The 14,337-nt window shown below is 59.5% G+C and carries 14 protein-coding genes; 8 read left to right on the plus strand and 6 right to left on the minus strand.

Annotation, left to right across the window (positions count from 1 at the left end):
- Nucleotides 1–4: 4 nt before the first annotated feature.
- From ACR0CG_RS14055 to ACR0CG_RS14070, 4 genes are all read right to left on the minus strand, one after another.
- Complete coding sequence (locus tag ACR0CG_RS14055) at nt 5–1,666, minus strand: FAD-binding dehydrogenase (protein ID WP_480525671.1); 1,662 nt, start codon at nt 1,664–1,666, stop codon at nt 5–7.
- A gap of 11 nt (nt 1,667–1,677) precedes the next feature.
- Entirely contained in the window at nt 1,678–2,535 is an 858-nt protein-coding gene (locus tag ACR0CG_RS14060; protein ID WP_480525673.1) for a bile acid:sodium symporter family protein, read from the minus strand.
- Nucleotides 2,536–2,607: 72 nt separating this feature from the next.
- A complete protein-coding gene (locus tag ACR0CG_RS14065) occupies nt 2,608–3,342 on the minus strand; it encodes a glutamine amidotransferase (protein ID WP_480525675.1) in 735 nt (244 codons plus the stop codon).
- A gap of 16 nt (nt 3,343–3,358) precedes the next feature.
- The gene (locus ACR0CG_RS14070; RefSeq protein WP_480525677.1) at nt 3,359–5,131 is read right to left on the minus strand and encodes an SLC13 family permease; all 1,773 of its coding nucleotides are present in this window, start codon (nt 5,129–5,131) and stop codon (nt 3,359–3,361) included.
- 110 nt (nt 5,132–5,241) lie between these two features.
- On the opposite strand from ACR0CG_RS14070, the gene ACR0CG_RS14075 reads away from it, so the two are divergent.
- A complete protein-coding gene (locus ACR0CG_RS14075) occupies nt 5,242–5,982 on the plus strand; it encodes a YebC/PmpR family DNA-binding transcriptional regulator (protein WP_170609910.1) in 741 nt (246 codons plus the stop codon).
- Between the two features lie 72 nt (nt 5,983–6,054).
- On the opposite strand, the gene ACR0CG_RS14080 is transcribed toward ACR0CG_RS14075, so the two are convergent.
- On the minus strand, nt 6,055–6,744 hold the full coding sequence (locus ACR0CG_RS14080; protein WP_480525679.1) for a nitroreductase family protein: 690 nt from the start codon (nt 6,742–6,744) through the stop codon (nt 6,055–6,057).
- A 37-nt stretch (nt 6,745–6,781) separates the two neighbouring features.
- On the minus strand, nt 6,782–7,666 hold the full coding sequence (locus ACR0CG_RS14085) for a LysR family transcriptional regulator ArgP (RefSeq protein ID WP_480525681.1): 885 nt from the start codon (nt 7,664–7,666) through the stop codon (nt 6,782–6,784).
- A gap of 85 nt (nt 7,667–7,751) precedes the next feature.
- Between ACR0CG_RS14085 and ACR0CG_RS14090 the strand changes: the two genes are divergently transcribed.
- The 7 genes from ACR0CG_RS14090 to ACR0CG_RS14120 all read left to right on the plus strand — a co-directional run bounded on the left by ACR0CG_RS14090 (nt 7,752) and on the right by ACR0CG_RS14120 (nt 14,256).
- Nucleotides 7,752–8,351 carry a LysE/ArgO family amino acid transporter gene (locus tag ACR0CG_RS14090; RefSeq protein WP_480525683.1) on the plus strand — a complete coding sequence of 200 codons (600 nt, stop codon included), beginning with the start codon at nt 7,752–7,754 and terminating at the stop codon, nt 8,349–8,351.
- Nucleotides 8,352–8,391: 40 nt separating this feature from the next.
- Entirely contained in the window at nt 8,392–9,300 is a 909-nt protein-coding gene (locus ACR0CG_RS14095; protein ID WP_170682002.1) for a DMT family transporter, read from the plus strand.
- Between the two features lie 86 nt (nt 9,301–9,386).
- A complete protein-coding gene (gene betI / locus ACR0CG_RS14100; RefSeq protein ID WP_480525685.1) occupies nt 9,387–9,959 on the plus strand; it encodes a choline-binding transcriptional repressor BetI in 573 nt (190 codons plus the stop codon).
- Entirely contained in the window at nt 9,956–11,464 is a 1,509-nt protein-coding gene (gene betC / locus ACR0CG_RS14105; RefSeq protein WP_480525687.1) for a choline-sulfatase, read from the plus strand. Before betI ends, betC begins: the two co-directional genes overlap by 4 nt.
- Nucleotides 11,465–11,553: 89 nt before the next feature.
- On the plus strand, nt 11,554–13,212 hold the full coding sequence (gene betA, locus ACR0CG_RS14110) for a choline dehydrogenase (protein ID WP_480525689.1): 1,659 nt from the start codon (nt 11,554–11,556) through the stop codon (nt 13,210–13,212).
- A 54-nt stretch (nt 13,213–13,266) separates the two neighbouring features.
- Nucleotides 13,267–13,917 (plus strand): thermonuclease family protein, encoded by a 651-nt coding sequence (locus tag ACR0CG_RS14115; RefSeq protein ID WP_480525691.1) that lies wholly within the window; start codon nt 13,267–13,269, stop codon nt 13,915–13,917.
- A gap of 99 nt (nt 13,918–14,016) precedes the next feature.
- Entirely contained in the window at nt 14,017–14,256 is a 240-nt protein-coding gene (locus tag ACR0CG_RS14120) for a YdcH family protein (protein ID WP_321252104.1), read from the plus strand.
- The last annotated feature ends 81 nt before the right edge of the window (nt 14,257–14,337 follow it).

Raw genomic sequence — 14,337 nt, forward strand, 5'->3', positions numbered from 1 at the left:
ATCGTCAGGCCACGGCCCGGGACCGTCCTGCGTTGCGGCCTGAGAAAATGCAGCCACCCAGAAACGTGCCTTCCAGCGCATTGTATCCGTGATAGCCGCCGCCGCCAAATCCCGCGACCTCGCCGGCGGCGAAAAGGCCGGGCACGGTCTGCCCGTCTGCGCCGATCATCTGGCTGTCCAGATTGGTTTGCAGACCGCCCAGCGTCTTGCGTGTCAGAACATGCAGTTTGACGGCGATCAGTGGCCCGTTTGAAGGATCAAGGAACTTGTGCGGCTTGGCCGTGCGGATCAGCCGGTCGCCGCGATAGTTGCGCGCCGCCAGGATGGCCATCATCTGTGCATCTTTCGAGAACGGGTTGTCGACCTGCGAATCCCGCGCTTCGATCTGGGCTCGCAAGTGGGCTTCGTCAATCAGGTCATCGCCCAGATGGTTCATGCCCCGCACCAGTTCGGTCAGGGTGTTAGCAACGACGAAATCCTCGCCCTTTTCCTTGAACGCCTCGACCGGCCCGGTGGCTTTTGAGCCGGATAGGACACGTTGACGGATCACCTCTTTCCAACTGCCCAAGGTGAAGTCCGGGTTCTGCTCGGACCCCGACAGGGCGAATTCCTTCTTGATCACTTTCTGTGTCAGGACAAACCAGCTGTATTCGTATCCCGTTTTCAGGATTTCGCGCAGCGTGCCCAGCGTGTCGAAACCCGGCAGGCAGGGCGGTTTCATCCGGTTGCCCTTGGCATCGAACCACATCGAGCTGGGGCCGGGCAGAATGCGGATTCCGTGGGCTGGCCAGATCGGATCCCAGTTCCGCACGCCCTCGGTGTAGTGCCACATCCGGTCGCCGTTGATGACATGCCCGCCTGCCTTTTCGCTGATCGGGATCATCCGGCCATCGACGTGAAAGGGAACGCCCGCAACCATGTCCTGCGGCGGAGCGCCCAGACGCTCGCGCGGCCAGCTTTTGTGCACCATCTCGAAGTTGCCGCCAATGCCGCCGGACGTGACGATGATTGATGGCGCATAGAACTCGAACTCGCCAACCTCGTCGCGGTTGGTCTTACCACCGCGCTGGGCGTCGTCGTCGGCCAGAACTTCGCCCGAAACGCCTTTGGCCGCGCCGTTTTGCATGATGATGTGGCTGACCTGATGGCGGAATTCCAACCGGATCAACCCGGCGCTGACATGTTCATGCACCCGGCGGATGAAGTGTTCCAGCACGCCCGGTCCGGTGCCCCATGTAATGTGAAAGCGCGGGACCGAATTTCCATGTCCATCCGCGAAAGATCCGCCGCGTTCGGCCCAGCCCACCACCGGAAACCAGCGCAGGCCCATCTGATGCAACCACGGGCGCATCTCGCCAGCGGCAAACTCGACATAGGCTTCGGCCCATTTGCGGGGCCAGAGGTCATCGTCGCGGTCGAACTGCGCACTGCCCATCCAATCCCGCAGGGCAAGATCCTGACTGTCGCGGATGCCCATGCGGCGTTGCTCGGGCGTGTCGACCATGAACAATCCGCCAAGGCTCCAGAACGCCTGGCCGCCCAGAAAGTGTTCAGGTTCCTGATCAACGATGATCACTTTCTTGCCGCGGTCGCCAAGTTCCGCCGCCGCTGCCAGACCGGCAAGACCGCCGCCAACGACAATTGCATCTGCAGTATTGTTGGTCATGAAATGTCCTTTCAGCGGTTGCGGAACCAAACGAGAAACGGAAGAGCCACGAAATACATTGTGATGCCATAAACGGCCGAGGGAAGGGCCAGCGGGCTGAACCCGCTTTCTGTTCCAGTGATCAAGGCCGCCAGCGTGATACCCAGTGTCGAGTTCTGAATGCCGGTTTCGATGGAAATCGTCTTGCTTTCATTCCACGACAGATTGGCTGCGCGCGCCAGTCCCAGTCCGATCAGCAGCAGCGCCAGGTTCAGTGTGACCAGCCCCGCACCCATGATGCCGAGGTTGTCGATGAACAACTGCCAGTTTCCGGCCAGGGCGGCGATGACGATCAGGATGAATAGGATAGTAGCGGTTTTGGCCAGCGCAGGTTCGACCCGATCGGCAAACCCGGTTGCAAAATGGCGCAGGCCGACACCAATGGCCACGGGCAGCGTGGTGATCAGAAACATGGCGATGGCCAGTCCGCTGATCGACACCTCGGGCGCATCCTCGGCCATGAAATGGCTGATTGACCATGCGGCCAGTACGGGCACGGTCACGATGGACAGCAGGCTGATTACGGCGGTCAGACTGACGGACAGCGCGACATCGCCCCTGGCAAGCCGGGACAGGATGTTGCTGGTCACGCCGCCGGGACAAAAGCTCAGCAACATGAACCCGACTGCGATTGCGGGCGGCAAGGCGAACAGCTTGACGACGGCAAAAGCGGTGACAGGCAGCAAAACAATCTGAGACAAGGCGCCGATCGCGATCGGATACCGTCGGCTTAGCACGCGACGGAAATCGGCCGCCTCCAGTCCGATACCAAGAGACAGCATGATGATGGCCAACGAAACGGGCAGGCCGACATTGATGAGCAGATCCAAGAACAACTCCTCCCAAAGCTGTTCGGATCAACCTATGCGAGGGGCGACGGATCAGGCAACCACGTCGTTGGGTCAGCCATAGCGCTGAGCGAACCGCCGCAGGATTTCGCCGGGTTGGGTAACGTCGGCGGCGTGGCACAGATCGATCAGAGTTTGCGCGTCTTCTGGCGGGAAATAACCGTGGTCTTTGTAGATGTTGATGCGCTGTTCAAAGTCCCCTGCATCCGCCTCGGGGTGGAACTGCGTGGCATAAACGTTCTTCCCCCATCGGATCATCTGGAACGGGCAGGGGTCCGAAGCCACCAGATGCACGCAACCATCCGGCAGGTTCTGGACGGCTTCCTTGTGGCCAACAAAGGCTTCGAATTCTGATTGCAGACCCGCGGTCAGCGGGTCGGCCGCGCCGGCCTCGGTCAGGCGGCAGATCGAAGGGCCGACCGGCTCGCCAAAGCGGTTCTTGCTGACGTAGCCCCCCAGATGTGCGGCCAGAATGCCCAACCCGTAACAGCAGCCCATAAAGGGATGATCCAACGCGGTGATCTGCGGCATCAATCCCATGATGGTGTTTTCGATACGAGCATCCAGCGGCGATTTCGAAGCCGGATCGTCACTGACGCAGCCAGGACCTCCCCCCACGATAATGCCCGCGTAGTCCGAAACACTAAGCCCCTCGGGCAAAGTCTCGCAATCCAGCCGGATGCGATGGGTCTGGTCTGCGTGAAGCCCGGTTTTGTCGAGAATCGAGGCGTACTCGGCGTCCGATGCATCAGTTTCAGGGCGCAGTTGCAGGATCAAAAAGCGTTTCATGTGCTGCCCTTACCCGTCAAAGCGGCCAGAACACAAGTATGGCCGGAACCGAAACCGCGATAATCAGGATCTCCAGCGGCAGGCCCATGCGCCAATAGTCGCCGAAACGATATCCGCCCGGCCCAAGAACCAGTGTGTTGTTCTTGTGCCCGATGGGCGTCAGGAACGCAGCCGAGGCGGCAACTGCGACTGTCATCAGGAATGGATCGGGCGACACTTCAAGCGTTCGGGCCATCTGGATGCCGACAGGGGCCGCAACGATGGCAGTTGCCGTGTTGTTCAGAACATCCGAAAGGGTCATCGTGACGATCATCAGCACGGTCAGAATGGCCCAGGCGGGCAGACCGTCCGTCAGTTGTATCAGCGCGTTTGCGATCAATTCGGTGCCGCCTGAAGATTCCAACGCACTGCCCAACGGGATCATGGAACCCAGCAGGACAACGACCGGCCATTCAATATGGTTGTAGATATCGGCAATCGGCATGATCTTGGTCAAAACATAGGCGACGACGACCAGTCCCAGAGCAATCGGCAGGTAGATCAGACCGACGCTGGCAGCCAGTACGGCGGCGGCGAAAAGTCCGATGGCAAGCCACGCTTTGTCGTTTGCCGTGACATTCAGCCCGCGCGTGGCCAGCGGTAGACAGCCGAGCCATTCAGTAACGTCCGCCCCCCGATCCCGAGGGCAAAGCAGCAGCAGGATGTCACCCGCTTCAACCTGGGTCTTCCGGACCTGTTCGGTGATGTTGCGGCCCTGACGCGAAATGCCCATCAGTACGGTGCTCTGCCGCCAGGCAAGGCCCAGCCCTTGCGCCGTGCGGCCCGTGATGCGGGCGCTTTCGGGGGCGACGACTTCGATCACTTCCAACCCGTCGCCTTCGGCGGTCAGCAACTCCTGTCGCCGCGTGTCCGAGAAATCCAGGTTGAGCGCCGTGCGGAACTCATCCAACGCCTCGGGTCGCGCCTCAAGGACCAGCGCGTCGCCCTCGTGCAGCGTGGCATGGGTGGATCGGCCATAACGGCGTTTGCCATCCCGGATCAGCCCGATGATGGCGACGTCCGATTTTTCCGCCACCTCGTAAAGCTCACTGACCCGTTTGCCAATATGAGGGGACTCGGGCGGAACAGTGAGTTCGGCGATGTACTCGGCCAACGCTTCGGAGGTTTCCGTTTGCGGCCCCCGGTCCGGGATCAGCCTCCATCCGATCAGCGCAACAAAGGCCAGCCCGGCAATCGCGGCCAACCCGCCAACGGGGGCGAAATCGAACATGTGGAACGGCTCGCCCAGTGTTTCAGCCCGGATCGATGCAATGATGATGTTGGGCGGGGTGCCGATCAGCGTGGCCATGCCGCCCAGAATGGTTGCAAAACTTAGCGGCATCAGGCTCAGACCGACCGATCGGCCCGCCTTGCGGGCGGTCTGAATGTCCACCGGCATCAGCAGCGCCAGCGCCGCGACGTTGTTCATAAAGGCCGACAGCACGGCCCCGATCCCGCCCATCAGCGCGATATGGGCGCCAAGTCCGCGCGAAGCATCGACCAGGGTGCGGGTGATCAGGAACACCGCGCCAGACCGCACCAAACCGGCAGAGACCACCAGGACCAGCGCAACGATGATCGTGGCCGGATGGCCGAAGCCTGAAAAGGCATTGTCAACGGGCACAACGCCCAGCACAACACCGATCAGAAGCGCCGAGAACGCGACCAGATCGTATCGGAACCTGCCCCACAGAAGCAGTGCAAATACGGTTATGAAAAGTGCGAATAGAATGATCTGGTCAGTCGTCATGGGGCCACCATACCCACGCTGACGGGTTGGACAAGCCGCTCTCTTGATCCCACACCCTGCAACCGTCTATATGAGCGCCGAATACGCAATCACTATCACGAGGACGCAACATGGCAGGCCATTCCAAATGGGCCAACATCCAGCACCGCAAGGGGCGTCAGGACGCCGCGCGGTCCAAACTGTTTTCCAAGCTGTCGAAAGAAATCACCGTTGCCGCCAAGATGGGCGATCCCGACCCCGACAAGAACCCGCGCCTGCGTCTGGCGGTGAAAGAGGCCAAGTCGAACTCGGTTCCCAAGGATGTGATCGACCGCGCCATCAAGAAATCGCAGGCGGGCGAGGGCGACGATTACGAAGAAATCCGGTACGAGGGCTACGGCCCGAATGGCGTGGCCGTCATCGTTGAAACGATGACCGACAACCGCAACCGGACCGCATCGACCGTCCGGTCGACCTTTTCGAAGAACGGTGGAAATCTGGGAGAGACCGGGTCGGTCGGCTTCATGTTCGACCGCAAGGGCGAAGTGGTCTACCCGGCCTCGGCAGGCGACGCGGACACCATCTTTGAAGCGGCCATCGAGGCGGGTGCCGAAGACGTCGAAAGCTCGGACGACGGGCACATCATCTGGTGCGCGGATACCGATCTGAACGACGTGTCCAACGCGCTTGAGGCCGCGCTGGGTGAGACCGAGTCGACCAAGCTGGTCTGGAAGCCCACAACAACGACCGAGTTGGGCCTTGAGGACATGCAAAAGCTGATGAAACTGGTTGATGCGCTGGAAGATGACGATGACGTGCAACGCGTCACCACCAATTTCGAGGCCTCGGACGAGGTTATGGCGCAACTGTAAGGCGTCGTATGACTGATTGAAAAACCCGGCCTGTCAGGCCGGGTTTTTTTGTGCCCTCGGTCTGACGAGTTGTCAGAAGAATGACGAGATGTCTTCCAGCGGTTTCTTTAGTTTTGCAACGGACGGGACAGTCGCGTCTGCAGCGGGATGGCCCACTGCGATGATCATTGTTGGTTTTTCGGAAGCAGGTCGGTTCAGTGCATCATTGAGAAAACGCATGGGGTTAGGGGTGTGTGTTAAAGTGCTGAGCCCGGCGTGGTGCAGCGCCGCCAGCAGAAACCCGGTGGCGATGTTGACGCTTTCTGGGACGTAGTAATTCTTGTACCGTGTACCGTCATCGAACTGCCCCCAACGCTGGGCGAAGACGACAATCAGCCAGGGGGCGACGGTCAGGTGTTCCTTGACATCGTTTGTCCCGATCGGCTCCAGCGCCTTGATCCACTCATCACCAGCACCACCTGCATAAAACCGGCGTTCCTCCTCCTCGGCCTCCTCCCGGATGCGCTGTTTGAGCCCCGGATCAGATACGGCCACGAAATGCCATGGCTGATGGTTGGCGCCGGACGGGGCCGTTCCCGCAGTGCGGATGCAACTTTCAATCACCGCGCGCGGAACCGTTCGGTCGCAATAGTCGCGGACCGTGTGACGCTTGCGCATGACGTCATAAAAGCTTTCGGCTGCCGTTGCCATCTCAGCGTCTGTCATATCGCTGCGGTCCGGCAGCGGTAATGGAGTGTAGTTGAGTTTATCACGTGAAAACATAGTATTCCTCGGGGTATTTAATCTTTGTTCGACGTGGTTATTCCGGGATCAACCACTGGGCGGCGGCTTGTCTGACCGCTTTGGTTAAGGGTTTCAAGGCTGGCGCCAGTACACGGCCCACCTGCCAGCTGAGCGGGATGTCCAAAGGCGTGTCTGGAATGACTTCCTGCAAGCGCCCTGCGGCAATCGCCGGACGGACCAGCGTCTCAGGGTTCATGCCCCAACCCAATCCGGCCAGGGCTGCGTCGACAAACCCGTGCGAGGACGGCAGATAATGCGACGGCGGTGAAATCCGACCGCTGAATTGGTGGGCAATCCACATCTTCTGCAAATTGTCCTTTCTGTTGAACGTCAGACACGTGGCCCGCGCCAGTGACGTCGCGTCGACACCATTCGGAAACCACTTCGCCATGAAAGCGGGACTGGCTGTCGGCAGATAGCGCAGGACGCCTAGCGGTGTGGTATCGCATCCGGTCACGGGCTGTCCGCCCACGGTGATCGCCGCACTGACCTCGCCGCGCCTGAGCCATTCTGCCGAATGGTCCTGATCATCCACGACCAGATCAAACAAAATACCCCGCGTCTGCGCCATCGCATCAATGAACCATGTCGCAAGAGTGTCCGCCGGTATGGCGATGCGTACTCTTGCTGGTTCCGGACCCTGTTGAAGGGTCAGTTCGCGGGACAACTGCGCCTCAAGAAGGCTGATGTCCTCGGCGTGCCGGGCGATGCGAATACCTGCAGGCGTACCCGAGCAGGGCGTGCCGCGGTTGATCAAAGCGGCACCGACGCGGTCTTCCAGCGCTTTGATCCGTTGTGAAATGGCCGAGGGCGTAACGGCCAGCTCGGAAGCAGCCGCTTCGAAACTGCCGTGACGCAGAATTGCCGACAAGGCGGACAGGTGGTTGGGGTCCAGCAGCATTAGCTGCGCTTAATCTGGCTCAACATCTTTAATTTGATAGATCGCCTTGTTGGTTTTAGTCAACGGTCGGAACGCAGGAGGTTTCATGTCCACATCTCTGATCGCCGGTTTTGCCTTGGGCTTTAGCCTGATCCTGGCCATTGGCGCCCAAAACGCCTTTGTCCTGCGGCAGGGTTTGCGTCGCGAACATGTCTTCACCCTTTGTCTGACCTGCGCCGTCTCGGACGCCCTACTGATCGCCGCCGGTGTCGCCGGGTTTGGCTCGCTGGCGCAGGCCGCGCCCTGGTTCGAGCCGGTAATGCGGTATGGTGGAGCCACCTTCCTGACATGGTACGGCCTGCGCAGCCTGCTGTCGGCCTGGCGTGGCGGCGCGGTGATGGAGGTGGGAAATGGACACCGTACCAGCCTGCGGGCGGCTTTGCTGGCCGTTCTGGCCTTCACATGGCTCAACCCGCATGTCTATCTGGATACGGTTGTTCTGATCGGGTCGATATCGGCGCAGTATGACGACCGACTGGGATTTGCGGTCGGAGCCATGCTTTCCAGCTTTGTTTTCTTCTTTTCACTGGGATATGGCGCGCGGATCTTGTCGCCCATTTTCACCCGCCCCCGGGCATGGCAAATTCTTGATGTGGTGATCGGGATCATCATGTTGGCCATTGCGCTGAAACTTGTTGCGATGTGAAGGGTTGTCCCGCCGCCGGTTTCGGTGTTCAACCACTGACATGACAACAGCAGCAGTATCCATCCGCCCGATCGCAGGTATGTTCTGGATGTTCTCCGCCGGGCTGTCCTTTGTCATGATGACGGCCCTGGTGAAGACCCTTGGCTCGTCCATGGATCCAATACAGGCGGCCTTTCTGAGGTATGCGCTTGGTTTGGTGTTTCTGCTGCCTGCCTTGCGAACGATCATGGCAACGCATCTGACCAAAAGAGACCTGACGTTGTTCGGGCTGCGGGGGATTATCCACGCCGTGGCGGTCATGCTGTGGTTTTTTGCCATGACCCAGATCCCCTTGGCCGAAGTGACGGCAATGAACTACATGACACCGATTTACGTCACGCTGGGCGCCGCGCTGTTTCTGGGGGAAAAGCTGGCCTTTCGCAGGATTGCCGCAATTTTGGTTGCCCTGATCGGGGTTCTGATCATTCTGCGCCCCGGGTTTCGAGAGGTTTCGCCAGGCCATGTCGCCATGTTGGGAACGGCGCTGACCCTTGGCGGGTCTTACCTGTTGGCCAAGCTTCTGGTCCGGGATATTCCGCCTTCGGTCGTGGTCGCGCACCTGTCAATCTGGGTTACAATCGCCCTGATCCCGTTTGCCTATGCCGTCTGGACCCCGCCCAGCCTCCACGATTTGGGTGTATTGTTTCTGATCGCCTGTTTTGCGACAGCCGGTCATTACTTCATGACGCTGGCCCTGCAGGCGGCACCTGTTGCGGTAACCCAGCCGGTCACGTTCCTGCAACTGATCTGGGCAACTTTGATGGGCGCACTGGTATTTCATGAACGGGTTGATGTCTGGGTGGTTGCTGGCGGAACGCTGATCCTCGCCGCCGTCAGTTTCATCTCATGGCGCGAAGCGGTCCTGAACCGCAGTGCCGTAACGCCGCCGGGAGTCGGCCCGAAATACTGAAGTGGTCGCTCGGCCTGAACGTTATTGATTGACGAGTCAATAAAACCCCCTTAGCGTTTGGTAAACCCAGCTGCTGAGAGGTAGGCATGCCAAAACTCGGAATGGAACCGATCCGTCGGGATGCAATCGTACGCGCGACGATTGCCGAGCTTGGTCTGAAAAAATCCCTCGACGTGACCGTCAGCCAGATCGCCAAACGGGCGGGCATGTCCAGCGCGTTGGCGCATCACTATTTCGGCGGCAAGGATCAGATCTTTCTGGCTGCCATGCGCCGCATTCTTTCCGATTTTGGTGCCGAAGCCCGCGAGCAACTGAACGGCGCGGAAGCAGGGGAAAGACCGCAGGCCATTATCCGGGCATGCTTTGCACCCTCGTGTTTCACACCTGATGTGATCGCTGCCTGGATGACCTTTTACGTTCTGGCGCAAACCAATGACGATGCGTTGCGTCTTTGGCAAATCTACCAGTCGCGGATCAGATCCAACCTGATCGACAGTTTGCGACCGCTGATGAGTGACCCGGTTGAAGCTGCCGAGAACATGATTGCCCTGATCGATGGGCTGTATATCCGCGCGGCGCTGAGCGCACCGGAAGAGCCGCAACTGGCCGTTAAACACGCAATGCGTGTCCTCAACACTTTGCTCGAGGCTGAAAAATGACAAAGCCGAACATTCTGATCCTGATGGTGGATCAGCTGAACGGAACCCTCTTTCCCGATGGTCCCGCAGACTGGCTGCATGCGCCCAACCTGAAGAAACTGGCCGCGCGTTCTACCCGTTTTGCAAATGCCTATACCGCGTCGCCCCTTTGTGCGCCCGGTCGGGCCAGTTTCATGTCCGGCCAGTTGCCTTCGCGCACCGGTGTTTACGATAACGCGGCCGAGTTCCGTAGCGATATTCCCACCTATGCGCATCACCTTCGACGCGCGGGCTATTACACCTGCCTGTCCGGCAAGATGCACTTCGTTGGTCCCGACCAGATGCATGGGTTCGAGGATCGCCTGACCACTGACATTTACCCGGCCGATTTCGGCTGGACACCGGACTACCGAAAACCCGGCGAGCGAATTGACTGGTGGTATCACAACATGGGTTCGGTGACAGGCGCGGGCGTGGCCGAAATATCGAACCAGATGGAATATGATGATGAGGTTGCCTACAACGCCAAGGCCAAGCTTTACGATCTGGCGCGCGGCAAAGACGACCGCCCCTGGTGCGTGACCGTCAGCTTCACCCACCCGCACGACCCCTATGTTGCCCGGCGCAAGTATTGGGATCTCTACGAGGATTGCGAGCATCTTCTGCCCGAGATCGCCGATATCGGTTACGACAATCAGGATCCGCACGCAAAACGGATCTTCGATGCCAATGACTGGCGCAGTTTCGACATCACCGAAGAAGACATCCGCAAATCCCGGCGCGCCTATTTCGCCAACATCACCTATCTTGACGACAAGATCGGCGAGATCATCGAGGTGCTGGAAACGACGCGGCAGGAGGCGATCATCATGTTCGTCTCAGACCACGGCGACATGCTGGGCGAGCGGGGCCTGTGGTTCAAAATGAACTTCTACGAAGGCTCGGCACGGGTGCCGCTGATGATCTCGGCCTCTGATCTTCCAACAGCGCGTATCGACGCCGCGGTATCGACCATCGACGTGACACCGACGCTGGGCGCTCTGGCTGGCGTCGACATGGACGAGATCGCGCCATGGACCGACGGCGAGAACCTTGTTCCCTTGGCTCAGGGCGGCGAGCGCACCGCGCCCGTGGCCATGGAATACGCGGCCGAAGCGTCTTATGCGCCGCTTGTCTCATTGCGCTACGGCAAGTGGAAATACAACCGCTGCACACTGGACCCGGATCAACTGTTCGACCTTGAGGCCGATCCGCACGAACTGACCAACCTTGCCTTGAACCCCGAACACGCTGGCACACTGCAAACCCTGCGCGCGAAATCCGAGGCGCGCTGGGATCTGGATCGTTTCGACGCAGACGTGCGGGCCAGTCAGGCGCGCCGCTGGGTCGTGTACGAGGCGTTGCGGCAGGGGGGATATTATCCGTGGGATTACCAGCCGCTGCAAAAAGCATCGGAGCGTTACATGCGCAATCACATGGATCTGAATATCGTCGAGGAAAACGCCCGCTTCCCGCGCGGCGAATAACCTCTTCATCTTTTTGAAAATACTCCCGCCGGAGGCAATTAGGTTTTTCAACGAAAGACCTTGGCCCGGCGGGAACAGGAGACCTGAAAATGGAAGCAGATTTTGTCATTGTGGGTGCAGGATCCGCAGGGTGCGCGATGGCCTATCGCCTCAGCGAGGCCGGGGCTTCGGTCCTGGTGATCGAGCATGGTGGCACCGATGCGGGACCGTTCATCCAGATGCCCGCCGCACTCAGCTATCCGATGAACATGTCGCGCTATGACTGGGGCTACAGTTCCGAACCCGAGCCGCATCTGAACAACCGCCGGCTGGCCTGTCCGCGCGGCAAGGTGATCGGCGGATCGTCGTCGATCAACGGTATGGTCTATGTACGCGGTCATGCCCATGACTACGACACCTGGTCGGAAATGGGCGCTGATGGGTGGTCCTATGCGGATGTCCTGCCGTATTTCAAACGAATGGAATCCTGGCACGATGGCGGGCATGGGGGCGATCCGACGTGGCGCGGCACTGACGGGCCGCTGCACGTGTCGCGTGGCCCGCGCGAGAACCCACTGTTCCAGGCCTTTGTCGATGCTGGGCAACAGGCGGGATACCAGGTTACCGGCGACTATAACGGTGAAAAGCAGGAAGGGTTCGGCCCGATGGAGCAGACCGTCTGGAAAGGACGGCGCTGGTCTGCTGCGAATGCCTATCTGAAGCCAGCTCTCAAACGGGATAACTGCGACATCCTGCGTGGCCTTGCGACACGTGTCGTAATGGAAAACGGCCGCGCCATGGGCGTCGAATTGGTCCGACGCGGCAAGAAGGAGATTATTCGCGCCCGGCGTGAGGTGGTTCTGGCCGCTTCTTCGATAAACTCGCCCAAGCTGCTGATGTTGTCCGGTATCGGGCCCGCGGCACATCTGGCTGAACATGGGATCGGCGTTGTCGCGGATCGCCCCGGGGTTGGGGCTAACCTGCAGGATCATCTGGAACTGTATATCCAGCAGGCATCGCTGCAGCCGATCACGCTGTACAAGCACTGGAACCTGTTCAGCAAAGGGCTGATCGGTGCCCAGTGGCTGTTCACTAAAACCGGTCTGGGTGCCTCGAACCAGTTTGAAAGTGCTGCGTTCATTCGCTCGAAACCCGGTGTGCGGTATCCGGATATCCAGTATCATTTCCTGCCGATCGCCGTGCGCTACGACGGGCAGACCGCGGCCGAGGGGCATGGTTTCCAGGCGCATGTCGGTCCCATGCGCTCACCTTCGCGCGGGGCGATAACGCTGCGCTCGGCCCGTGCCGAGGACGCGCCGGTCATTCGCTTCAATTACATGAGCCACGAAGAGGATTGGGCGGACTTCCGCACCTGCATCCGCCTGACCCGCGAGATCTTCGGTCAGGACGCTTTCAAACCCTATGCGGGCAAAGAGATCCAGCCCGGAGCCAGCGTTCAGTCCGACGAGGAATTGAACGAATTCATCGCCGAACATGCCGAAAGCGCGTATCACCCTTGCGGGACATGTCGTATGGGGCGGAAAGACGACAAGAACGCTGTCGTCGACCCGCAGGGGCGTGTGATCGGTGTAGATGGTCTGCGGGTCGCGGACAGTTCGATTTTCCCGCAAATCACCAACGGGAATCTGAACGCACCATCGATCATGGTGGGCGAAAAAATGTCGGATCACCTGCTGGGCAAGGATGCGTTGCCCAGTTCGAATGACCGGCCATGGGTCCATCCAGAGTGGGAGACTGCTCAGCGTTAACGTTTCTTAACATCCCCCGTTGAATGTGCCGCTGGTCAGGGGCATATCGGGGGTATGTTAAGACTTTGTTTTTATTTTGTTCTGATGCTGCCGCAGATGGTTCTGGCCGCTGACCGGCCAACCGGGACTGTGCGGGTGGTGGACGCGGATACGTGGGATGTCGGTGGGGTCAGGATTCGTCTGTTTGGAATTGACGCCCCCGAATTGGATCAGACATGTCGTGACGCGCAAGGTGTCGAATGGCGCTGTGGTGCGTGGGTAACGCAGGTTGCACGACAAAGGTTCGATGGGCGAGCGGCCTTCTGTGAACCGATAGATCGGGACAGGTATGGCCGCGTGGTTGCTCGTTGTGATGTAGCGGGGAGCGATGCAGCTCTTACGCTGGTTGAGGATGGGCTGGCCTTTGCGTATCGCAAATACTCCCGCGAATTTGTGCCGTTTGAACAGAGGGCTGCGGCGGAAAAGAAGGGTCTGCACGCAACAGTGATTCAGGTGCCCTGGGTGCACCGCGCCGGGACTGCAGGTTTGCCCCGGCAGGAAACGTGCCAGATCAAGGGAAATATCTCAGCTCGTGGAGAAAAGATTTACCACATGCCCGGGCAGGCTTTCTGTACGGCGACAAAGATCAACAAGGCAAAGGGCGAGCGTTGGTTCTGTGACGCCAGGACGGCACGTTTGGCGGGCTGGCGACCTGCAAAGCGGTGAATCCAGCCTTTAGATGTCGCCAATTTGATCCGGGTCAAAGCGGTATCGCCGGAACATGTTTATCCGTGGGGACAACAACATTTCGAGGAGCTTACACGAATGTCCCACACCCCACATGAACTGGCCGAAGAGTTTCCGGAAAAAGTCGATGCGATGAGCCAACTCAAGCAGTCCGACGCGCATTTTGCCCGGCTGTCGGACGAATATCATGAGATCAACCGGACCGTGCATCGGGCCGAGACCAATGTCGAGCCGATGGAGGAACTGGCTGAAGTTGAGTTGCGCAAGAAGCGCGCGGCCTTGAAGGATGAAATCTGGGCGATCCTGTCGAAAAACTGACCCAATTGGGGGCTCTGCCCCCGTCGCGGCAGGCCGCGACTCCCCCGGGATATTTTTTGCCAGATGAAGATCCCGGGGAAA

Source organism: Ruegeria sp. AB8, from assembly GCF_056542605.1.

Excerpts from the sequence above, each read along its gene's own strand:
- ACR0CG_RS14055 (WP_480525671.1), bottom strand. The coding sequence starts at position 1,666 with ATGACCAACAATACTGCAGATGCAATTGTCGTTGGCGGCGGTCTTGCC.
- ACR0CG_RS14065 (WP_480525675.1), bottom strand. The coding sequence starts at position 3,342 with ATGAAACGCTTTTTGATCCTGCAACTGCGCCCTGAAACTGATGCATCG.
- ACR0CG_RS14070 (WP_480525677.1), bottom strand. The coding sequence starts at position 5,131 with ATGACGACTGACCAGATCATTCTATTCGCACTTTTCATAACCGTATTT.
- ACR0CG_RS14075 (WP_170609910.1), top strand. The coding sequence starts at position 5,242 with ATGGCAGGCCATTCCAAATGGGCCAACATCCAGCACCGCAAGGGGCGT.
- ACR0CG_RS14080 (WP_480525679.1), bottom strand. The coding sequence starts at position 6,744 with ATGTTTTCACGTGATAAACTCAACTACACTCCATTACCGCTGCCGGAC.
- ACR0CG_RS14085 (WP_480525681.1), bottom strand. The coding sequence starts at position 7,666 with ATGCTGCTGGACCCCAACCACCTGTCCGCCTTGTCGGCAATTCTGCGT.
- ACR0CG_RS14090 (WP_480525683.1), top strand. The coding sequence starts at position 7,752 with ATGTCCACATCTCTGATCGCCGGTTTTGCCTTGGGCTTTAGCCTGATC.
- ACR0CG_RS14095 (WP_170682002.1), top strand. The coding sequence starts at position 8,392 with ATGACAACAGCAGCAGTATCCATCCGCCCGATCGCAGGTATGTTCTGG.
- betI (WP_480525685.1), top strand. The coding sequence starts at position 9,387 with ATGCCAAAACTCGGAATGGAACCGATCCGTCGGGATGCAATCGTACGC.
- betC (WP_480525687.1), top strand. The coding sequence starts at position 9,956 with ATGACAAAGCCGAACATTCTGATCCTGATGGTGGATCAGCTGAACGGA.
- betA (WP_480525689.1), top strand. The coding sequence starts at position 11,554 with ATGGAAGCAGATTTTGTCATTGTGGGTGCAGGATCCGCAGGGTGCGCG.
- ACR0CG_RS14115 (WP_480525691.1), top strand. The coding sequence starts at position 13,267 with ATGTTAAGACTTTGTTTTTATTTTGTTCTGATGCTGCCGCAGATGGTT.
- ACR0CG_RS14120 (WP_321252104.1), top strand. The coding sequence starts at position 14,017 with ATGTCCCACACCCCACATGAACTGGCCGAAGAGTTTCCGGAAAAAGTC.